The sequence below is a fragment of the Pseudomonas sp. UM16 genome (assembly GCF_050312595.1).
Taxonomy (GTDB): domain Bacteria; phylum Pseudomonadota; class Gammaproteobacteria; order Pseudomonadales; family Pseudomonadaceae; genus Aquipseudomonas.
The window spans coordinates 1-19,647 of the sequence record NZ_JBNPJT010000004.1 but is presented as its reverse complement, the minus strand read 5'-3'; the positions used below and the strand labels follow the sequence as shown (position 1 = coordinate 19,647).

Below are 19,647 nucleotides of genomic sequence, written 5' to 3'. Positions count from 1 at the left end.
TGTCCTAAGCTGGCGCTCTTTCATGGAGAGCGTCGTATGAAGAAATGTTGTGCTGTATTGCTGGCCCTGCTTCCGCTCACGGCGCTGGCCTACCCCATTGAGGTGGAAAAGCAACTCGACGGCGTCAAGCTTGACTACACCACCTATGACACCGACCGTGATATGGGCTCGATTACCTTGAACAATTACGGTGAAGTACCCGCGCAATGCAAAGTGAGGTTCCAAAACGGTCCGGAAGCCCCCAGGGTGCGTCGCGTGCAGGTGGCGGCCAAGCAGAGCAAGGATGTCACCGCCAAGTTCAACCGCGAGATCATCAAGCTGCGGATCAAATTGGACTGCAAGCCGGAATAAGCACCGGCTACGTGTTGATGTTAGTGAAGCGACACAATAAAACAAATTTACTGATGGATTACAGCGAAATTTTACGCTTTTTAATCGATCCTTCACTGTTTAGTCTTACCTCCATCGACTTACCGCATTCGCCGATGGAGGCAACCCCATGTCCCGTGTACTCGTTATCGAAAGCAGCGCCCGCCAGCAGGATTCGATCTCCCGGCAACTGACCCGTGACTTTGTCAGCCAGTGGCAAGTCGCCCACCCTGACGACCAGATCACGCTGCGCGATCTGGCCGTCAACCCGGTACCGCACCTGGATGCCAACCTGCTTGGTGGCTGGATGAAGCCCGAAGACCAGCGCAATGCAGACGAGCTGCAGGCCCTGGCCCGCTCCAATGAACTGACCGATGAAGTGTTGGCCGCTGATGTGCTGGTGCTGGCCGCGCCGATGTACAACTTCACCATTCCAAGCACCTTGAAAGCCTGGCTCGATCACGTGCTGCGCGCCGGTGTCACCTTCAAGTACACCGAAACCGGCCCGCAGGGGCTGCTCACCGGCAAGAAGGCCTACATGCTCACCGCCCGCGGCGGCATCCATGCTGGCGCCACCACGGATCATCAGGAACCCTACCTGCGTCAGGTGATGGCGTTCATTGGTATCCACGACGTGACCTTCATTCACGCCGAAGGCTTGAATCTGGGCGGTGACTTCCACGAGAAGGGCTTGAACCAGGCTAAGGCTCAGCTGGCCGCAGTGGCCTGAGCCGCCCCTTGAATTTTCCCGTCTGACACCTGTTGCTCCTTTGGGTGTACCTGCCCGGTCTGCATAGCGCATGGCCGGGCTTTTTTGTGCCCCGAGCTAACCCTGCGGGTTGCACGCCCGTCTTGTTCGTTACAGTTGCCGGGTATATCGCGAACCGCTAATGTCGCGGCCTCTAGAACAAGGGGCAAACATGGGCTATTTATTGATCGTCGCGCTGATCCAGGCGTTTTCCTTCAGCCTGATTGGCGAGTACCTGGCCGGGCACGTCGACAGCTATTTCGCCGTGTTGGCACGGGTACTGCTGGCCGGCCTGGTGTTTTTGCCCTTGACCCGCTGGCGCCAGGTCGAGCCGCGTTTCATGCGCTCGATGCTGCTGATCGGTGCGCTGCAATATGGCATCACCTATGTCTGCCTGTACCTGAGTTTCAGGGTGCTGACTGTGCCGGAAGTGCTGCTGTTCACTATTCTCACGCCGTTGCACGTGACCTTGATCGAAGATGCCCTGAACCGGCGTTTCAACCCTTGGGCACTGGTGGCCGCACTGGTTGCGGTCGCAGGGGCGGCAGTCATTCGTTTCGACAGCATCAGCCCGGACTTCTTTATCGGCTTCTTGCTGCTGCAACTGGCCAACTTTACCTATGCCGCCGGCCAAGTGCTGTACCGTCACCTGATCGCGCGCAACCCCAGTGACCTGCCGCACTACCGGCGCTTTGGCTACTTCTACCTGGGCGCCTTGTTGGTGGTGTTGCCCGCGTTCCTGGCGTTCGGCAACCCCCAGCACCTGCCCAGCACCGACGTGCAATGGCTGGTGCTGCTGTTCCTTGGGCTATGCCCGACGGCATTGGGCTTGTACTGGTGGAACAAGGGCGCGTGCCTGGTGTCCGGCGCGACCCTGGCGGTGATGAACAACCTGCATGTGCCGGTGGGGCTGCTGCTCAACTTGCTGATCTGGAATCAGCACGAGCCCCTGGGCAGGTTGTTCATCGGCGGGGCGATTATCCTGGCTTCACTATGGCTCGGTCGTCTCGGCAGTCAGCGTCCGTTGCTGCTGGGGCAGGCTCGCCGGTAGCAGCCCGGCGCGCAGGTCGGTGCCGCTGGGTTGTTGGTACAGGCTCAGGCCAAACTCCGGCATCACTGCCAGCAGGTAGTCGAAGATGTCACCCTGGATCCGCTCGTAATCACCCCATGCGGTGGTCCGGGTGAAGCAGTAGATTTCCAGCGGGATGCCTTGAGCGGTGGTCTGCATCTGACGGACCATGCAGGTCATGTTCGGCTGGATTTCCGCGTGACTCTTCAGGTAGGCCAGGGCATAGGCGCGGAAGGTACCGATGTTGGTCATGCGCCGACGGTTGGCGGACAACTCGGCGACATTACCCTGAGCCTCGTTCCAGGCTTTGAGTTCGCTGCGCTTGCGGGCGATGTAGTCGGTCAGCAGGTGAACCTGGCCCAGGCGCTGTTCTTCGTTGTCAGTCAGGAACCGTACACCGCCAGCGTCGATATACAGGCTGCGTTTGATCCGCCGCCCGCCTGATTGCTGCATGCCACGCCAGTTCTTGAACGATTCGGACATCAAGCGCCAGGTGGGGATCGAGACGATGGTCTTGTCGAAGTTCTGCACCTTGACCGTGTGCAAGGTGATATCCACCACGTCGCCGTCGGCGCCGACTTGCGGCATCTCGATCCAGTCACCGACCCGCAGCATATCGTTGCTGGTCAGTTGCACACTGGCGACGAACGACAGCAGGGTGTCCTTGTACACCAACAGAATCACCGCCGACATGGCACCCAAGCCTGACAGCAGCAACAGCGGCGAGCGGTCGATCAGGGTGGCGACGATGATGATTGCGCCAAAGATGAACAAGACCATCTTCGCCAGCTGCACATAGCCTTTGATCGAGCGGGTGCGGGCGTGTTCGGTGCGTGCGTAGATGTCCAGCAAGGCATCGAGCAGGGCGCTGACGGCCAGGACCAGGAACAGGATGGTGAAGGCCAGCGCCACGTTGCCAAGGAAATGCTGGCTGGTGGCATTGAGCTCCGGAACCAGTTTCAGGCCGAACTGCACCACCAGTGACGGCGTCATTTGCGCCAGGCGGTGGAAAACCTTGTTATTCAGGAGGTCGTTGAGCCAATGCACAGCCGGCTGTCGGCTCAGCAGCTTGACCGCGTGAAGGATCAGAAAACGTGCCACCCGCCCGAGCACCAGCGCGATGACCAGCAGAACGCCCAGCCCAAGGCCTGCGTGCAGCACGGGATGTTGATCGAGGGTGCCCCAGAGATCGAGGGCGTTTTGCCAGAACTGTTCAATAGCCATGCGGTAGTTGACGTGTCCGATTTGAAAGTGAGGGGTTATTAGAGCGCGGAAAGGTGCATCAATGCCAAAAGAAATTCGGCGTTAGCCTCGGAAAACGTTACCCTATACGGCTGAATTTCTGCACATGCCCGAGGTACACCCGTGTTTTCCCAATTCGCCCTGCACGAACGCCTGCTCAAAGCCGTTGCTGCATTGAACTTCGAAGAGCCGACTCCGGTGCAGGCGGCCGCCATTCCCCTGGCGTTGCAGGGGCGTGACCTGCGGGTGACGGCGAAAACCGGGAGTGGCAAAACCGCTGCCTTCGTACTGCCTGTGCTCAACCGCCTGGTCGACCTGAAGCAGAAACGGGTCGAGATCCGCGCCTTGGTGTTGCTGCCAACCCGTGAGCTGGCTCAGCAGACCCTGAAGGAAATCGAGCGTTTTGCCCAGTTCACCTTCATCAAGGCCGGGATGATCACCGGCGGTGAAGACTTCAAGGAACAGGCCGCCATGCTGCGCAAGGTGCCGGACATCCTGGTCGGCACCCCAGGCCGTATGCTTGAGCAGCTCAATGCCGGCAACCTGAAGCTTGAGCATGTACAAGTGGTTGTCCTCGACGAAGCTGATCGTATGCTCGACATGGGTTTCTCCGAAGACGTCGAGCGTCTGTGCGGCGAGTGCCCGAACCGCGAGCAAACCCTGCTGTTCTCCGCCACCACCGGCGGCGCCGGCCTGCGCGACATGATCGGCAAGGTGCTCAAAGATCCGGAACACCTGATGCTCAACACCGTCAGCCAGCTCAACGACGGTACCCGTCAGCAGATCATTACCGCTGACCACAACCAGCACAAAGAACAGATCATCCAGTGGCTGCTGGCCAACGAGACCTACCAGAAGGCGATCATCTTCACCAATACGCGGGTCATGGCAGACCGCATCTACGGTCACCTGGTGGCCAAGGACATCAAAGCCTTCGTCTTGCACGGTGACAAGGACCAGAAAGACCGCAAGCTGGCTATCGAGCGCCTGAAGCAGGGCGGCGCCAAGGTGCTGGTGGCCACCGATGTCGCGGCCCGTGGCCTGGACGTTGACGGCCTGGATCTGGTGATCAACTTCGACATGCCGCGCAGCGGCGACGAATACGTGCACCGTATTGGCCGCACTGGCCGTGCCGGTAACGAAGGCCTGGCGGTGTCGCTGATCTGCCACGGCGACTGGAACCTGATGTCGAGTATCGAGCGCTACCTGAAGCAGAGCTTCGAGCGCCGGGTGATCAAAGAAGTTAAAGGCACCTACACCGGGCCGAAGAAGGTCAAGGCCTCTGGTAAGGCTGCCGGCGTGAAGAAGAAAAAGGCTGACAAGAAGGGCGACAAGAAAGTCGTGGCCAAGCGCAAGCCAACAGCCAAACCGAAGCCTAACGCACCGTTGGCCAGCGCTGATGGTCTGGCGCCGCTCAAGCGCCGCAAGCCGGCTCCAACTGCCGAGTAAGGTTATGCATTGATGGCGCCCATTCGGGCGTCATCGCCGATTTAAACCTTCTTCTCTGCTGTCCGCAGTTCCTGCAGGCGCTTGTCGATCAGTTGGCATTTGTCCGGCAGGTCTTTGCTGGCGCTGTCGAGCTTCATGTCTTGCAACTCGTCATTGATCTCTTTGGCCTTCTGCGGATTTTGTTCCGTCAGTCGTGTGACTTCCTTGGCCAATTCTTCACGTTTCTGTGTGGCTTCCTCAAGGGTGCATGCCCAGCTGGGCAGGGCTAGCAGCAGGCTGGCGGCGGCAGCGATGTTCAATAGGGTCTTCATGGTTGCGGCTCCCGTGGCATTCGTCTGCGGTTGAGGGCGAAAGCCCCGGCAAAGTTCAGTCGAACCGCAGCGTCTGGCGCCGGTCACAACCTTACACACCCTTAGCTGAGGTCATGCCGATGATCACCTACGACTGGGACCTGATCGAGCGCCTGCTGCACGAAGTGCAGAACAGTGCCGGTCACAGCTTCACCCCGCGCCCCTATGCCGAACAGCATGCCGCTGCGCTGGCCGCCAAGGGCGAGCCGGTACCGGAGCTGGATCACCTGAAAACCCGTGCCTGTGAATACGAGAAGCTGCTGTTCGACCGTGGTTTCATTGAAAGCCGGCCTGAGGATCAGGGCGGCAATGGCGAGAACTTTGTGCTGACCGCCCGCGGTTCGCGCCTGCTCAGCCTGATCGACAGTAGCATTCCGGGCAACGATCACCCGCGCCAGGTGCTCGATGAGCAGGAGGATGCGCTCGACCAAGTGACATTCGACCAGTTGGCATCGAGGCCGCAAATTGCCTGATGGCAACACAAGGCTGGTAATGAGTCCCTGCAGCCGCTGATAATCGGCGTTGGATCCACTGCTGCCGAGACGCTGCCATGCCGTTAGCTGATAGCGGGTGCCCGCAATGAGCGCCACCCGTCGCAATACCGATGCTTTTGCCCTGCAAGTAATGCTGGTGCTGTGCCTGATCTGGGGCATACAGCAAGTGATGATCAAGTTGGCTGCTGCCGATATTGCACCGGTGATGCAGCAGGCCTTGCGGTCCGGCATGGCGGCAGTGCTGGTTGGCCTGCTGATCTGTTGGCGTGGCGGCTGGGATCAAGTCCCGCATACCTGGAAAGGCGGTCTGCTGGCGGGTGCGCTGTTCGGTGTGGAGTTTTTGTTCATCGCTGAAGGCCTGAAGCTGACATCGGCGGCGCATATGTCGGTGTTCCTCTATACCGCACCGGTGTTTACCGCCCTGGGCCTGCACTGGCTGCTGCCCAGCGAGCGCTTACGGCCATTGCAATGGCTGGGCATTGTGCTGGCCTTTGGTGGCATCGCCTATGCCTTTGCTGGCGGTGGGGCATTCGCGCAGATGGACAGTCGCATGCTCCTGGGGGATGCCTTTGGGGTGTTGGCCGGCCTGGCCTGGGGAGCAACCACGGTAGTGGTGCGAAGCTCGCGGCTGTCGGAGGCTCCAGCGACCTTGACGTTGTTCTATCAACTGGCTGTCGGCTTCGTCGGGTTGTTGCTGATCGCCACCCTCAGTGGTCAGGTCACCCAAGTGCACTTCACCCCGGTATCGATTGGCAGCCTGTTGTTTCAGGGGCTGATCGTGTCGTTCTTCAGTTACCTGACCTGGTTCTGGTTGCTGCGGCGCTACCTGGCTTCGAACCTGGCGGTGTTTTCCTTCATCACACCCTTGTTCGGGGTGACCTTTGGCGTGCTGTTGCTGGATGAGCCGCTGAGCCTGAACTTTGTTCTCGGCGCGGTGATGGTGCTGCTGGGGGTGACTCTGGTCAGTGCTGAGCAGTGGGTGCGCCGACGTTTGCGCAGCCTGCTCGGTTAGCCTGCTGGCATCCTGGTTTACACCGTGCCTGGATTGAACTGCAACAAGGGGAAACAGTTACACCGACAGGAGGGGGTAGTCAGGGCTTGATCAAGATCAAACTTGCCCCCAACTTGTAGTCCATGAGCATGCGTAAAGTACGACATAGGACTATGATCTGTATGAAGCATCGCAGGATTGAAACGCCGTGCAGGCTGACCCGTAAGGGGGAGTTATGACAAATAATCTGTTCAACTGGCTTCATGACTTGGCTGCGGCCTTGGGCTTGATTCCACCACCGTTGCAGCCGGTGCCGATCCCTACCGATGAGGAACAGCGCAAGCGCCAGCCACGTCGCTAGGCGCCTCGCCAGGGCCGCCGCATCAGGGTGATGCGACGGCCAGCATTGGCCTTGATTAGGCCAGGTTTACTGCACCCGCCGGACGGCGAGACATCAGGCTTACCACAACAAAGCTGACCAGCGCGATCGTCAGGCTGTAGTAGATCGGGGTGTTGGCATCCATCCCGTCTTTGAGCATGAATACCAATGCCGTGACAAAGCCCAGAGTCATGCTGGTGATTGCCCCGGCAGTGGTCGCCCGCTTCCAGTAAATAGCACCGATCAACGGCACCAGCATACCGCCGACCAACAGGTTATAGGCCAGGGTCAGGGCGCTGATCACGTCTTCGACCACCAGGGCGATACCCAGTACGCAGATACCGGTGAGCAAGGTGAACAGACGGTTGATCGCCAGGCTCGACTGCTTGCCACCCCGCAACTTGGGCAGCAGGTCTTCGGTGAGTACAGTCGAGGCTGCCAGCAGGCCAGCACTGGCTGTGGACATCATCGCGGCCAGTGCCGCAGCAATCACCAGGCCGCGGATACCATCAGGCAGGGCGGATTTGACGATCGCGGCAAAGGCGTTGTTGGCGTTGGCCAGATCCGGCAGCAGCACGTGGGCCGCCATACCGATCACCGCACACACCAGACCGTAGATCACGCAATAGATACCTGCAGTGGTACCGGCGCGCTTGGCGACTTTCTCGTCACGGGCGGTGAACACCCGTTGCCAGATGTCCTGGCCGATGAGGATGCCGAAGAAGTAAATCAGGAAGTAGGTGATGATGGTGTCCCAGCCGATGGTGGTCAGGCTGAAGCTCGACGCCGGCAGCTTGGCAACCAATTCGTCCCAGCCGCCCACGCGGTACAGGCAGATTGGCAGCAGGACAAACATCAGGCCAACGGTCTTGATCACGAACTGAACGATGTCGGTGAGGGTCAGCGACCACATGCCACCGATGGTCGAGTACACGACGACAACGCCACCACCAAGCAGGATCGCGGCCCAGAACTGCATCTCGAACAGTACTTGCAGGACGGTGCCGATAGCCAGAGTCGAGGTCACGGCGATCATCAGCGCGTAGGCCAGCATGATGACGGCGCTGGCCTGACGGGCCATGGGGTTGTAGCGCTGTTCGAGCACTTGGGTCACGGTGAAGATCTTCAACCGCAGCAGGGGTTTGGCCAGGAACAGGTTCAGGGCAATGATGCCCAGGCCCAGCGCCGCGCACAGCCAGAAGCCGGAGATACCGTGGACGTAACCCAGTTTTACCGTACCCACAGTCGAGGCGCCGCCCAGTACCGTGGCGGCCATGGTGCCCATATACAGGTTGGGGCCCAGGTTACGTCCGGCCACCAAATAGTCTTCATGGGTTTTTGCCCGGCGCATGCCGTAGTAGCCAAGTGCAAGCATGCCGGCCGCGTAGATCAAGACAACGAATAAGTCTAAGGCCATGGGGGTCTCCGATTATCTTTATTATGGTGAGATCGATCCTGGCGCCAGGCAAGCCTGGCACCGGTCATTCGTCTACTGCACGGTTCGCGTGTGCGACCCGGCGAACATGGCTCCTGCCTCGTTGTAGCTCCTGGTGCCTGTCGGTCAGCGGCGAGCAACGCCCGGCAAGACACAGAGCATTTCGTACAGCAGGTTGGCACCGAGCAACGAGGTGTTGCCGGTGGTGTCGTAAGGGGGCGAGACTTCTACCAGGTCGCAACCGATCAGGTCCAGGCCCTGGCAGCCACGGATGATTTCCATTGCCTGGATGGTGGTCAGGCCACCGATTTCAGGGGTGCCGGTGCCTGGCGCCCAGGCCGGGTCGATACCATCGATGTCGAAGCTCAAGTACACAGGGCCACCGCCGACTTTTTCGCGCACTTCAGCCATCAGCGGCTCAAGGGATTTGTGCCAGCATTCTTCAGCCTGGACTACACGGAAGCCCTGCTTGCGGCTCCAGTTGAAGTCCTCAGCGGTATAGCCCTGGGCGCGCAAGCCGATCTGCACCACGCGGTCGCAATCCAGCAGGCCTTCTTCCACTGCGCGGCGGAAAGTGGTGCCGTGGGCGATCTTCTCACCGAACATGTGATCGTTGACATCCGCGTGGGCATCGATGTGCACCAGGCCGACCTTGCCGTGCTTCTTGTGGATCGCCCGCAGGATCGGCAGGGTAATGGTGTGGTCGCCACCCATGGTCATAGGGATGACGTTGTGTTCGAGGATTTCGTCGTAGGCTTCTTCGATGATGCGCACAGCGTCAAGCAGGTTGAAGGTGTTGATCGCCACGTCACCGATATCGGCTACCGACATCGAATCGAAGGGGGCGGCGCCAGTGGCCATGTTGTAGGGACGGATCATCACCGACTCGGCACGGATCTGCCGTGGGCCGAAACGGGTGCCGGAGCGCAGCGAGGTACCGATGTCCAGGGGGATGCCGATGAAGGCCGCATCGAGGCCTTCGGCGCTTTGCAGGTGAGGGAGACGGAGCATGGTGGCGATGCCGCCGAAGCGCGGCATTTCGTTGCCGCCCAGTGGTTGGTGCAGAATCTTGTCCACGGTCGGGCCTCATCGATTCGATTGTTTTAGTTGTTAGAACCTGTCTGGCTGGCGTGGAGAACACAAAAAATGCCAGCAAGCAGGTGCATTGCGGCAGAGTCTGCAAAAGGTAGTGGGCAAAAAGAATCGCTACAGACAAATACTTAGTTCAGGTTTTTCTAAACTAACGGCAGGGAACTGGTTAGACTTTTGCCATTCGCCGCCTTTCGGACCCCATAGACCATGGCTTCTGCACTGCCTGACCTGAAACTCCTGCGCATTTTTGTCAGCGTTGTGCGCCACCAGGGCTTCGCCAACGCCCAGCGCGAACTCAACCTCTCGACCTCAGCCATCAGCACTTACATGAGCCAGCTGGAAGGGGCGCTGGGTATCGTCCTCTGCCACCGCGGACGAGGGGGCTTCAGCCTGACCAGCAAGGGTGAGCTGTTCCATCAGGAAACCCTGCGCCTGCTGGCGGAAATGGATGGCTTCGAGCAGTACGCCGCAGCGCTCAAGGGTGAGCTGCGCGGAACGCTTAACCTGGGCGTGATCGACTCGACCGTAGGCGATCGGGCCTTGCCGCTGGCCGAGGCCATTGGTGCCTATAGCCAGGAACACCCGGCGGTGCACCTGCACCTCTCGGTTTCGAGCCCTTATGAACTGCAATTGGGGGTCCAGGACAATCGCCTGGACCTGGCCATCGGCGCGTTTTCCACACGCATGAGCGGGCTGGTCTATCAACCGTTGTACCGTGAACAACACTGGTTGTACTGCAGCAACCGCCATCCGCTGTATCACGAGCGACGCATTCCCGAGCAGGTCATCACTCAGCAGCGTATGGTCGGGCGCGGTTACTGGAGTCAGGCCGAACTGGCCCGCCACGGCTTCAAACACAGTGCGGCGACAGTGGAAAGCATGGAGGCACAACTGATTCTGGTGTTGTCCGGTGCCTACATCGGCTACCTGCCAGAACACTATGCCCAGGCCTGGGCCGACAAGGGCGATTTACGCGTGTTGTCACCGGCGACTTTTGGCTATCAGGCGCCGTTTTCGATGATCATTCGTCGCGGACGAAATCGTGAACCGTTGATTCAGACCTTCCGCGATTTGCTCAAGGCGCAGCTCACACCTACATGAACGAACGCTTGCCTGGAAAATTTAATCAGCGCTGAATATTTTTCGGGAAAGCCGCTCACAATGCTGCATGTGCTCTGCTAAACCTTACTGACTTGGCTGATGAACTATGCGGCTTGGTCACGCGTTTCACTCACTGAATCTTTTTGTCTCTCCCACAGGGAAGTGGGCTTTTTGCGGGAATGCTGTGGCACACTTCATTTGCCCAGGAGAACCCGATGTCCAGAATTCAATGTGAGCGCTGCCTGCGCCCACAAGCCCATTGCCTTTGCCCGTTGATCCCGTCTCTCGCCAGCCGCACCCGGGTGCTGTTATTGCAGCATCCCAGCGAAGTGCGCCATGCCCTCAATACCGCGAAACTGGCTGCGTTGGGCCTGCGCAATGCACAGTTGCGGGTGGGTGAGACATTCGACGATCTGGCACCATTGATTGAAGTGCCGGGGTATCGCAGTGCCTTGTTGTTTCCGGGTGAAGATGCCCGGCCGCTGGCTGCTTATACCAAGGACCCTGACCAACGTCCGTGGTTGCTGGTGGTGCCGGATGGCACCTGGCGCAAGGCGAGCAAGTTGCTGCACTGCAATCCGTTGCTGGCGGCTTTGCCGCGGGTGACGCTGGCGCAGGTGCTGCCCTCGCGTTACCGCTTGCGCAAGGCCCCGGCTGAAGGGGCGTTGTCGACCTTGGAGGCGGTGGTGCAGGCCTTGAATGTGCTGGAGGCGCCAGCCTGTTTCGATGGCTTGTTAACGCCATTCGACGCGTTGATCGAGGGTCAGATTGCGGCGATGGGGCGCGAAACCTACGAACGTAATCATGTGCGTCCGATCGCCGACAAGGCCGCCCCCCCACAGTGATTGATGTTGATTTCCAGATGCTCGGGTCAGCCCAGCGGACTCATCGCTCACGCATGGCTTCAGTTCGCGCCTTGAGCACCGGCTTGAGCAAGTAATCAAGCACGCTCTTGTGCCCGGTGATGATGTCCACCGTGGCGGTCATGCCAGGAATGATCAGCAACGGCTTGTTGTCGCCCCCCAGATGATTTTTGTCGGTGCGCACCTGGATCAGGTAAAAGGCATTGCCTTTGTCGTCGGTTACGGTGTCGGCGCTGATCAGCTCCAGCTTGGCTTTGAGCCCGCCATAAATGGTGTAGTCGTAAGCACTGAACTTGACCATCGCCGCCTGGCCCGGGTGCAGGAACGCCACGTCCTGTGGGCGCACCTTGGCTTCGATCAGCAGGTTGTCCTCCAACGGCACGATCTCCAGCAGGTCGCTGCCCGGCTGGACTACGCCGCCAATGGTGTTGACCTTGAGCAGCTTGATGATGCCATGCACTGGCGAGACCACCGTGGTACGCGAGACTCGGTCATCGATGGCGATGCTGGAGGCGGTGATTTTCGACAGGTCAGTTCGTTTTTCGTTGAGTTCCTTGGCGGCTTCCGAGCGAAAGCCTGCTTCCGATTCTTCGATCTTGCTCTTGATCTCTGCCACGGCCGCCTCGGCGCGGGGAATCGCCAGGGTGGTGGCATTCAGCGAACCACGGGCCTCCACCGTGCTGCGTTTGAGGCGCAGAATTTCCACCGGTGAGATCGCCCCGGTGCCCACCAGCGGTGTTGACATATTCAGTTCCTGCTGCAGCAAACCCAGCGCCGAGCGGTATTGCTCGGCCTTGGAGCGAAACTCGGCAAGCTCCTGGGTTTTCTGCCGCAGTTGTTCATTGAGCGTCTGTTTCTCGCTGGTCAGGCGCCGTTGCCGGGATTGATACAACGACAACTCGTCTTCAGCCACTTGTGGCGCCTTGCTGCGCACCGCTTCAGAGACCTGGAAGGGTCGCCCCTCCGCTTCGGCTGAAAGGCGTTCGACCTGAGCGGTGAGGGCATAGCGATCAGCTTCACTTTCACCCTTGTTGGATTGGAAACGGGTGTCATCCAGGCGCAGCAAGGTATCGCCCTTGTTGACCATTTGCCCTTCGCGGACAAAAATTTCAGTGACGATGCCGCCTTCCAGGTTCTGGATTACCTGAACCTTGCTCGACGGAATGGCCTTGCCTTCACCCATGGTGACTTCGTCCAGCACGGCAAGCCAGGCCCAGAGCAGGGCCGTCAGCAGCAAGGCGGCAGTCAGCCACACAGTGATGCGCGACAGGCGCGGCGAATCCTGCAAGGTGGCACCGGCCACATCCGGCATGAAGTCGCGCTCGGCGGTCTTGCCGAAACTCTGCAAGTAACTGCTCAGGCCTTGACCGATGGACATGACGGGACCCCCTAGATGGCCGTACCAACCCGGCCTTTGCGCAATGCATCGATAACCGCTTCTTTTGGCCCATCGGCCACTACCTTGCCGTTGTCCAGGACCAGTAGACGGTCAACCAGACTGAGCATCGAGGTCCGGTGCGTGACCAGCAGCAGCGTCTTGCCTTCAACCCAGCCATGCAGGCGCTGGCGCAGCTGGTCTTCGCTGGCGTTGTCCATGTGACTGGTGGGTTCGTCGAGAAGCATGATCGGCGGTTCCAGGAGCATCGCCCGGGCGAGCAACACCGCCTGGCGCTGACCACCGGAAAGCAGCTGGCCACGCTCGCCCACGGGGCGCTCGAAGCCTTGTGGATGCTGGCGCGCCAGCTCACTGACGCCCGTCAGTTCGGCGACTTCAAGCATGCGCGCATCGCTGACATAGCGCGCGCCGAGGGTGAGGTTGTCACGCAGGCTGCCAGCCAGCAGCGGCAGGTCGTGGGCCACGTAGCCGACCTGGTTGCGCAAGTCGGCGATGTCGAGTTGGCGCAGATCGAGATTGTCGAGCAGGATCTGCCCGTCATCCGGGGCGTAAAAGCCCATCAACAGCCGCGCCAGGGTGCTTTTGCCCGAGCCGCTGCGGCCGATGATGCCGATACGCTCGCCAGGCTTGACGCTGAAACTCACCGCATTGAGGGCTGCGGCGTTCTGTCCGGCATAGCGAAAGCTGACATGGCTGACATCAATGGCGCCGCGCAGCTGGGTGCGCTCCAAGGGCTGCTGGCCGGTTTGGCGCTCCTGCGGCAAGGCCATCAGCGCGTCGGTGCTGCGCATGGTCAACTGCGCCTGCTGATAGCGGGTGATCAGCCCGGCGATCTGCCCCAGTGGGGCCAGCACCCGACTGCCGAGCATATAGCTGGCGACCAGGGCACCGACGCTGAGGTTGCCGGCAATGATGCTGTAGACCCCGGCGACAATAGTGGCCATGCCGCAGAACTGTTGAATGAACAGCGTGCCGTTGGTGGCCAGTGCCGACAGGTTGCGTGCGTGGGCGTCGAGGCGGGTGAGGGCACCGTGGGTGGTTTCCCACTGGTACTGGCGTTCGCTCTCGGCACTGCAGGCTTTGAGGGTTTCCAGGCCTCCGAGGGTTTCGATCAGCAAGGCCTGGCGCACCGCGCCGAGGGTCAGGCTTTTTTGCACGGTGTCGCGTAGCCGTATCTGGATGAACAGGGCAAAGAGGATGGTGATCGGAAAGGCAACCAGCGGAATCACCACCAGCCAGCCGCCGAGCAGGCCGATCACCAGCAGCATCAGCACCACGAACGGCAGGTCGATGACACTGGTCAGGGTCACTGCGGTGAGAAATTCGCGCAGCCCCTGAAAGTCATGGATGCTTTGTGCAAATCCGCCGACGGTCGCCGGTCGGGCTTTCATCGACATGCCGGTGATGCGCTCGAACAGCGTCGCCGAGAGGATCAGATCAGTCTTCTTTCCCGCTTGATCCAGCAGGTGCGCGCGGACCACGCGCAGAATCAACTCGAACAGGGTGCCGACCAACAAGCCGATCACCAGTACCCACAGGGTCGAGATCGCTTGGTTGGGCACCACTCTGTCGTAGGTCTGCATGACGAACAGCGGCACCATCAAACCGAGCAGGTTGATCAACAGGCTGGCCAGTACGGCATCGCTGTACAGCCAACGCGACTGCTTGAGCGTATCGCGAAACCAGGCATTGACCCGTGGCATCAACGGCGTGCGCAGGTCTTCAAGCTCATGCCGGGGGCGGGCGAACAATGCTTCACCGCTGTAGGCCTCAAGCAGTTCTTCGCGACTGACCCACTGCTCGCCACCTTCTGCTTCGCTGGGCAGGATCAGCGCCTGGCCGTCTTCGCCCCAACGCCGCAGTACCGCGCAACGGCCTTCCTTGAGCAGCAATAGCACTGGCAGGTTGAGCTTGGAGATTGCCGTCAGTTCCCGGCGCAGTACCCGTGCCTGCAAACCGGCGCGGGCGGCAGCCCGTGGCAGCAGGTCGAGGCTCAGGCGTTGCTGGGCCAAGGGCAGACCGGCGCTCAGGCCAGCGCGGCTGACTGTGCAACCATGCAGCTTGCAGAGGATCAACAAGCCATCGAGTAACGGATCATCGAAACTCAGGCGCGGATCCGCTGCCGAGCTCGCAGGTTGCATGCTGGTCACAATGGCCTACTCCTGCCGCGGATAGAGGGCTTAGCGCATGTCGGGCAAACGTGCTTCGCTCCTCACTTCAGTCTTGGCGATGGCCTCAGGCGGCAGCGAGATGCGCTGCTTGTTCAGCAGCTCACCCATGTTGGCCATCACCCGGTACATCGAGAATTCTTCGATGTAGCGCACCTCGGTGTAGCGGCGGTTGGCGTTGTACAGCTCGTTTTCACTGTCGAGCAGGTCGAGCAGGGTTCGTTGACCGAGGCCGAACTGGTCCTGGTAGGCGGCGCGCACGCGGGTGGTGGTGTCGGCGTATTCGCGGGCAGTCGGGGTCTGCTTGCGGGCGTTGGTCATGGCGTTCCACGACAGTGCCAGGTCCTCGTTGAGGGTGCGCAGGGCATTGTTGCGAATGTCCATCGCCTGGTTGATCTTGTGTGCATCGGATTGCAGGCGGGCCTTGTCGCTGCCGCCACGGAACAAGTTGTAACTAAGCTCGACGCCGGCTTGCCAGTCGTTGTTGTCGTGACCGACCTGGCCGGCGGTGTTGTTGTTGGCGCCAGTGGCCAACACAGCATCCAGGCGCGGATAGAACGGTGACTTGGCCACTTCGTACTGCTGCTCGGCTGCTTGCACATCAGCTTGAGCCGACTTCAGGTAGGGGTTGTGTTCGAGCATGTCCTGACGCGCATCGATCAGGCTTTGCGGCATTTCTCCCTTGATCGTCACCGGCGTTTCCAGCTCGTCAGGGACGCGACCGATGACACTGTAGAAGTTGGCTTCGGCATCGGCCAGGTCGACTTCGGCGGTGTACAGGTTGTTTTCTGCCAGGGCACGACGGGCGGTGGACTGATCAAGGTCGGCAGTACTGCCGACACCACGCTCGCTGCGCAAGCCGATCTGGTCGTTGACGCGCAGGTGGGCCTGCAGGTTGTTCTTGGCCAGGGTCACCAGCTCACGGCGTTTGAGCACTTCCAGGTACACCTCGATGGCACGTAGACCGATGCTCTGGGCAGTGGCCTGGGTGTAGTAGGCGCGGGAGTTGACCACCGCTTCGGTACGCCCGACTTCGTTTGAGGTGCTGAATCCGTCAAACAGCATCTGCCGCAAGCGCAGGTCGGACTGGGTGTAATTCAGCGTTTCGGTGTTGTGATTGCGTGTGCCGTCGGCATTGAAGCCGCGGGTATTGGTGTTGTCCGATTTTTGCCGCCCATAGCCGGCAATCAGGTCGACGCGTGGGTACCAACCGCCCTTGGCAACGTTGACGTCTTCGTCGGCAGACAAGCGATTGTTGCGGCTGGCATTGATCTCAGGATGTTGGTCCACGGCGCTTTGTACAGCTTCCGTAATCGACATCGCCTGAGCATTGGCGCATGCCATGGCCAAAAGAATTGCACTGGTGATGGGGGTCAAAACGCGCATGGGGTACTTCTCCCTGATCTCTAATTTATGTGTTGCTGTCGTCATAAAATTGACGAACTTTTAAGGTCAAACCGTTTCAGGCTTGTAACAACAGAGCTAAGAACATTTATAGGGCGAGCTAAGAAGAATTTTTCATAAGAGTTATGCGAAAAAAAACTTATGCGGTCTAAGGAATCCACGACATTGTTCATATCAGGCGACCCATTGATTCAGGTCTGGGGTGCATTTTTCGGGCGCCAGAAAAAGTTCAATTTTTTTTGCGGCAAAGGGCACGGATGTAGCGGAGGGGATGGAGAAAGAGCGTAGATTGGCGACAAATTTTTGGCAGATGCCAAATAGCCACTGCGGTTTTTCACGTTCACCGAGTGCGAGCACAGCGAAGGTGTTGATTTCATTGAAATCCACCGGCGCTTGCAGCGCTTTCCGGGTATTGGTCCAAGGCAAGCGCTGCGGGCCGACCACGCGAGATTCAGAGTGCTTTTCTGCGAAAAACCGTTCCGCAGCGGAGGAAAGCGCTCATGGCCAAGTTAATCGGTATTGTCAGCAAAGTAGTCGGAGAGGTCTTTGCCGTCGCCACTGACGGCACACGTCGGGCGCTGAGCGAAGGTGACCGGCTGTTTGCCGGCGAGCAATTGCAGACAGGCTCAGCTGGTGCCGTTGCCGTTCATCTGCAAAACGGTGCCGAATTGACTCTGGGCCGCGACAGCAGCCTGGCACTTTCACCGCAGTTGCTCGATAACCAGGCGCCGCATGTCGATGCACCTGAAGCACTCACCCCAAGTCAGGCACAACTGACCGATGTCGAGAAACTCCAGCAAGCCATCGCAGCTGGTGCCGACCCGAGTCAGGAAGCCGATCCGACTGCGGCCGGCCCTGGCAGTGGCGGGGCCCCGGGGGCGCTGGGTGGTGGTCACTCTTTCGTTCTGCTCAATGAAGTGGCTGGGCGGGTCGCGCCAGAGATTGGCTTCCCGACGGCGGGTTTCAATGGCTTTGCAGAGTTGCGCGACCTTGATCTCGGCGACCTGAATAACAACAATGAGCTGCCACCGCCGCCACTGGTGCCGCCGGTGGTAGATAACCCGGTCACCCTCGAAGGCCTGCAGGTACAAGGCGGTGAGTTGTCGCTGAACGAAGCCAATTTGCCCCAAGGCTCGACCAACACCCCGGCGGCGTTAACCCAAACCGGCAGTTTTACCGTGGTAGCACCGGATGGGGTATTCAACCTCAACGTTGGTGGCATCAACATCGTCACCGCGGGGGCTGTGACCGGAGTTGGCCAATCGATCACCACCGGCCTTGGCAACGTGCTGACCATCACCGGTTACGATGCGGCGACCGGAGTGGTCAGCTACAGCTACACCTTGACCGGTGCTGAAACGCACCCGAGCGGTGACGGTGCCAACGGGCTGGGTGAGAGCATCAGCGTCTCGGTCAGTGATACCGATGGTGATGTCGCCAGTGGCTCGCTGGATATCAATGTTATTGACGACACACCGCAGGCAGTGGATGACAGCAATGCTCTCAGTGCCAGCGAGAATCAGCTGACGCTGACCGGCAATGTGTTGAGCAATGATGTGCAAGGTGCGGATCGGATCGCCTCCGGGCCGATCACCGCCGGCACCTTCACTGGCACCTACGGCACACTGGTGTTGGCCGCCGACGGCTCTTACACCTATACGCTGAACAGTGCTGATCCGGATTTCATTAAGCTGCACGGTGGTGGCAGTGGTATCGAGACCTTCACTTACACCCTCAAGGATGCCGACGGCGACACCAGTACCGCCAACCTGGTGCTCAATGTCACCAACATCGATGACCCGGTGGTTATTGGCGGATTGAGTATCAATGGTGGAGCACTGACCTTTTACGAGAAAAACCTCGCTGACGGCAGCAGCCCAGATGCGGCGGCGCTGAGCCGTAGCGGCACCTTCAAAGTCAGCGCTGCCGATGGCCTGCAATCACTGACTGTTGGCGGGATCAACCTGATCAGCAATGGCGTAGCCGTCACTTCTCCACAAACTACCACCACCGGTCTCGGTAACAAGCTGTCTATTACCTATAACCCGCTCACCGGGGAGGTGTCCTTCAGCTTTACCCTGCAAGGCCGCGAAGGTCATGCCAGTGGTGATGGCATCAACAACATGAGCGAAACGCTGGCGGTCACTGCCGCCGACGCCGATGGCCGCAGTGCCAGCCTTAACGTCAACGTCACGATTGTCGATGATGTGCCGACGGCAGTTGCCGACACCAATGCGGTCACGGCTACCGAGAACCATCTGACCTTGACAGGCAACGTCCTGACTAACGATATCCAGGGTGCAGACCGTATCGCGAGTGGGCCGATAACGCCGCAGACCATTGAGGGTATCTACGGCAAATTGGTACTCGCTGCGGACGGTTCCTACACCTACACCCTGAACTCAGCTGATCCAGACTTCGTCAGTCTGCATGGTGGCGGCACCGGCATCGAGACGTTTACCTACACCCTCAAAGATTCTGATGGCGACAGCAGCACAGCGACGTTGAAGCTCAATGTTAACAACCTCAATGACCCAATCACTCTCAACGGCCTGAATGTTGAAGGCGGCGAACTGACGGTCTACGAGAAAAATCTTGGCGATGGCAGCAACCCTAATGGGCCCGCATTGACCCAGGGCGGTAGCTTCACGGTGACGGCGCCCGATGGCCTGCAAACCTTGACCGTCGGTGGCATTACCGTCGTCAGTGGCGGCAACGCGGTGGGCTTCCCGCAATCTGCCACCACGCCTGAAGGCAACACCCTGACCATTACCGGCTATAACGCCAGCACGGGCGTGGTGACTTACACCTACACGCTGCTCGACAACGAATCGCATAGCACTGGTGATGGCACCACCCTGAGCGAGAACTTTGCAGTAGTCGCCACTGACACCGATGGCAGCACAGCCAACGGCACGATCAATGTGAATATCGTCGATGATGCGCCGCAAGCTTTCAACGATACCAACAGCACCACCGCCACCGAGCATCAGTTGACCCTAACCGGTAACGTGCTGACTAACGACACCCAAGGCGCCGACCGCATCGCCAGTGGACCGATCACACCGCAGTCCATCGAGGGCACCTACGGCAAGCT

The 19,647-nt window shown here is 59.6% G+C and carries 18 protein-coding genes; 10 read left to right on the top strand and 8 right to left on the bottom strand.

Annotation, left to right across the window (positions count from 1 at the left end; all coding sequences use genetic code 11):
* Positions 1 to 36 precede the first annotated feature (36 nt).
* From ACQRAX_RS05370 to ACQRAX_RS05360, 3 genes are all read left to right on the top strand, one after another.
* Complete coding sequence (locus ACQRAX_RS05370; protein WP_412038093.1) at positions 37 to 351, top strand: 3-phosphoglycerate kinase; 315 nt, start codon at positions 37 to 39, stop codon at positions 349 to 351.
* 148 nt (positions 352 to 499) lie between these two features.
* Positions 500 to 1,099, top strand: coding sequence for an FMN-dependent NADH-azoreductase (locus ACQRAX_RS05365; protein ID WP_412038094.1), 600 nt, complete (start codon positions 500 to 502; stop codon positions 1,097 to 1,099).
* Between the two features lie 190 nt (positions 1,100 to 1,289).
* Entirely contained in the window at positions 1,290 to 2,168 is an 879-nt protein-coding gene (locus ACQRAX_RS05360; protein WP_412038095.1) for a carboxylate/amino acid/amine transporter, read from the top strand.
* Here ACQRAX_RS05360 and ACQRAX_RS05355 read toward each other — a convergent pair.
* Entirely contained in the window at positions 2,109 to 3,410 is a 1,302-nt protein-coding gene (locus ACQRAX_RS05355; protein ID WP_412038096.1) for a mechanosensitive ion channel family protein, read from the bottom strand. The two genes, ACQRAX_RS05360 and ACQRAX_RS05355, sit on opposite strands and share 60 nt — an antisense overlap.
* 141 nt (positions 3,411 to 3,551) lie before the next feature.
* On the opposite strand from ACQRAX_RS05355, the gene ACQRAX_RS05350 reads away from it, so the two are divergent.
* Positions 3,552 to 4,877: a DEAD/DEAH box helicase gene (locus ACQRAX_RS05350; protein ID WP_412038097.1), complete on the top strand. Its 1,326-nt coding sequence runs from the start codon at positions 3,552 to 3,554 to the stop codon at positions 4,875 to 4,877.
* Positions 4,878 to 4,918: 41 nt separating this feature from the next.
* Here the strand turns inward: ACQRAX_RS05350 and ACQRAX_RS05345 are convergent, their stop codons facing one another.
* Positions 4,919 to 5,188, bottom strand: coding sequence for a hypothetical protein (locus ACQRAX_RS05345; RefSeq protein WP_412038098.1), 270 nt, complete (start codon positions 5,186 to 5,188; stop codon positions 4,919 to 4,921).
* 119 nt (positions 5,189 to 5,307) lie between these two features.
* Between ACQRAX_RS05345 and ACQRAX_RS05340 the strand changes: the two genes are divergently transcribed.
* From ACQRAX_RS05340 to ACQRAX_RS05330, 3 genes are all read left to right on the top strand, one after another.
* Positions 5,308 to 5,700 carry a transcriptional regulator gene (locus tag ACQRAX_RS05340; protein ID WP_412038099.1) on the top strand — a complete coding sequence of 131 codons (393 nt, stop codon included), beginning with the start codon at positions 5,308 to 5,310 and terminating at the stop codon, positions 5,698 to 5,700.
* A 106-nt stretch (positions 5,701 to 5,806) separates the two neighbouring features.
* A complete protein-coding gene (locus ACQRAX_RS05335; RefSeq protein WP_412038100.1) occupies positions 5,807 to 6,733 on the top strand; it encodes a DMT family transporter in 927 nt (308 codons plus the stop codon).
* Between the two features lie 214 nt (positions 6,734 to 6,947).
* Positions 6,948 to 7,073: a PA1414 family protein gene (locus ACQRAX_RS05330; RefSeq protein ID WP_412038101.1), complete on the top strand. Its 126-nt coding sequence runs from the start codon at positions 6,948 to 6,950 to the stop codon at positions 7,071 to 7,073.
* A gap of 55 nt (positions 7,074 to 7,128) precedes the next feature.
* Here ACQRAX_RS05330 and ACQRAX_RS05325 read toward each other — a convergent pair whose 3' ends face one another.
* Both ACQRAX_RS05325 and speB read right to left on the bottom strand, forming a co-directional pair.
* Positions 7,129 to 8,508: a sodium:solute symporter gene (locus ACQRAX_RS05325; RefSeq protein WP_412038102.1), complete on the bottom strand. Its 1,380-nt coding sequence runs from the start codon at positions 8,506 to 8,508 to the stop codon at positions 7,129 to 7,131.
* Positions 8,509 to 8,652: 144 nt separating this feature from the next.
* Positions 8,653 to 9,603, bottom strand: coding sequence for an agmatinase (speB, locus tag ACQRAX_RS05320; protein WP_045187509.1), 951 nt, complete (start codon positions 9,601 to 9,603; stop codon positions 8,653 to 8,655).
* Positions 9,604 to 9,825: 222 nt separating this feature from the next.
* Here speB and ACQRAX_RS05315 point away from each other — a divergent pair, with 222 nt between their 5' ends.
* Positions 9,826 to 10,719 carry a LysR family transcriptional regulator gene (locus tag ACQRAX_RS05315; protein WP_412038103.1) on the top strand — a complete coding sequence of 298 codons (894 nt, stop codon included), beginning with the start codon at positions 9,826 to 9,828 and terminating at the stop codon, positions 10,717 to 10,719.
* Between the two features lie 215 nt (positions 10,720 to 10,934).
* The gene (locus tag ACQRAX_RS05310) at positions 10,935 to 11,564 is read left to right on the top strand and encodes a tRNA-uridine aminocarboxypropyltransferase (RefSeq protein WP_412038104.1); all 630 of its coding nucleotides are present in this window, start codon (positions 10,935 to 10,937) and stop codon (positions 11,562 to 11,564) included.
* A gap of 40 nt (positions 11,565 to 11,604) precedes the next feature.
* Here ACQRAX_RS05310 and ACQRAX_RS05305 read toward each other — a convergent pair whose 3' ends face one another.
* The 4 genes from ACQRAX_RS05305 to ACQRAX_RS05290 all read right to left on the bottom strand — a co-directional run bounded on the left by ACQRAX_RS05305 (position 11,605) and on the right by ACQRAX_RS05290 (position 16,994).
* Positions 11,605 to 12,960 (bottom strand): HlyD family type I secretion periplasmic adaptor subunit, encoded by a 1,356-nt coding sequence (locus ACQRAX_RS05305; RefSeq protein ID WP_412038105.1) that lies wholly within the window; start codon positions 12,958 to 12,960, stop codon positions 11,605 to 11,607.
* Between the two features lie 11 nt (positions 12,961 to 12,971).
* Positions 12,972 to 15,119: a type I secretion system permease/ATPase gene (locus tag ACQRAX_RS05300; protein ID WP_412038431.1), complete on the bottom strand. Its 2,148-nt coding sequence runs from the start codon at positions 15,117 to 15,119 to the stop codon at positions 12,972 to 12,974.
* Positions 15,120 to 15,158: 39 nt separating this feature from the next.
* Positions 15,159 to 16,532 (bottom strand): TolC family outer membrane protein, encoded by a 1,374-nt coding sequence (locus tag ACQRAX_RS05295; RefSeq protein WP_412038106.1) that lies wholly within the window; start codon positions 16,530 to 16,532, stop codon positions 15,159 to 15,161.
* 192 nt (positions 16,533 to 16,724) lie between these two features.
* Complete coding sequence (locus tag ACQRAX_RS05290) at positions 16,725 to 16,994, bottom strand: hypothetical protein (protein WP_412038107.1); 270 nt, start codon at positions 16,992 to 16,994, stop codon at positions 16,725 to 16,727.
* Positions 16,995 to 17,050: 56 nt separating this feature from the next.
* On the opposite strand from ACQRAX_RS05290, the gene ACQRAX_RS05285 reads away from it, so the two are divergent.
* The coding region (locus ACQRAX_RS05285) for a retention module-containing protein (RefSeq protein ID WP_427867728.1) at positions 17,051 to 19,647 on the top strand (2,597 nt) is incomplete at its 3' end.

What these genes read in the sequence shown, in the direction of transcription:
- ACQRAX_RS05370 (WP_412038093.1), top strand. Translation starts at nt 37, where the DNA reads ATGAAGAAATGTTGTGCTGTATTGCTGGCCCTGCTTCCGCTCACGGCG.
- ACQRAX_RS05365 (WP_412038094.1), top strand. Translation starts at nt 500, where the DNA reads ATGTCCCGTGTACTCGTTATCGAAAGCAGCGCCCGCCAGCAGGATTCG.
- ACQRAX_RS05360 (WP_412038095.1), top strand. Translation starts at nt 1,290, where the DNA reads ATGGGCTATTTATTGATCGTCGCGCTGATCCAGGCGTTTTCCTTCAGC.
- ACQRAX_RS05355 (WP_412038096.1), bottom strand. Translation starts at nt 3,410, where the DNA reads ATGGCTATTGAACAGTTCTGGCAAAACGCCCTCGATCTCTGGGGCACC.
- ACQRAX_RS05345 (WP_412038098.1), bottom strand. Translation starts at nt 5,188, where the DNA reads ATGAAGACCCTATTGAACATCGCTGCCGCCGCCAGCCTGCTGCTAGCC.
- ACQRAX_RS05340 (WP_412038099.1), top strand. Translation starts at nt 5,308, where the DNA reads ATGATCACCTACGACTGGGACCTGATCGAGCGCCTGCTGCACGAAGTG.
- ACQRAX_RS05335 (WP_412038100.1), top strand. Translation starts at nt 5,807, where the DNA reads ATGAGCGCCACCCGTCGCAATACCGATGCTTTTGCCCTGCAAGTAATG.
- ACQRAX_RS05330 (WP_412038101.1), top strand. Translation starts at nt 6,948, where the DNA reads ATGACAAATAATCTGTTCAACTGGCTTCATGACTTGGCTGCGGCCTTG.
- ACQRAX_RS05325 (WP_412038102.1), bottom strand. Translation starts at nt 8,508, where the DNA reads ATGGCCTTAGACTTATTCGTTGTCTTGATCTACGCGGCCGGCATGCTT.
- ACQRAX_RS05315 (WP_412038103.1), top strand. Translation starts at nt 9,826, where the DNA reads ATGGCTTCTGCACTGCCTGACCTGAAACTCCTGCGCATTTTTGTCAGC.
- ACQRAX_RS05310 (WP_412038104.1), top strand. Translation starts at nt 10,935, where the DNA reads ATGTCCAGAATTCAATGTGAGCGCTGCCTGCGCCCACAAGCCCATTGC.
- ACQRAX_RS05305 (WP_412038105.1), bottom strand. Translation starts at nt 12,960, where the DNA reads ATGTCCATCGGTCAAGGCCTGAGCAGTTACTTGCAGAGTTTCGGCAAG.
- ACQRAX_RS05300 (WP_412038431.1), bottom strand. Translation starts at nt 15,119, where the DNA reads ATGCAACCTGCGAGCTCGGCAGCGGATCCGCGCCTGAGTTTCGATGAT.
- ACQRAX_RS05295 (WP_412038106.1), bottom strand. Translation starts at nt 16,532, where the DNA reads ATGCGCGTTTTGACCCCCATCACCAGTGCAATTCTTTTGGCCATGGCA.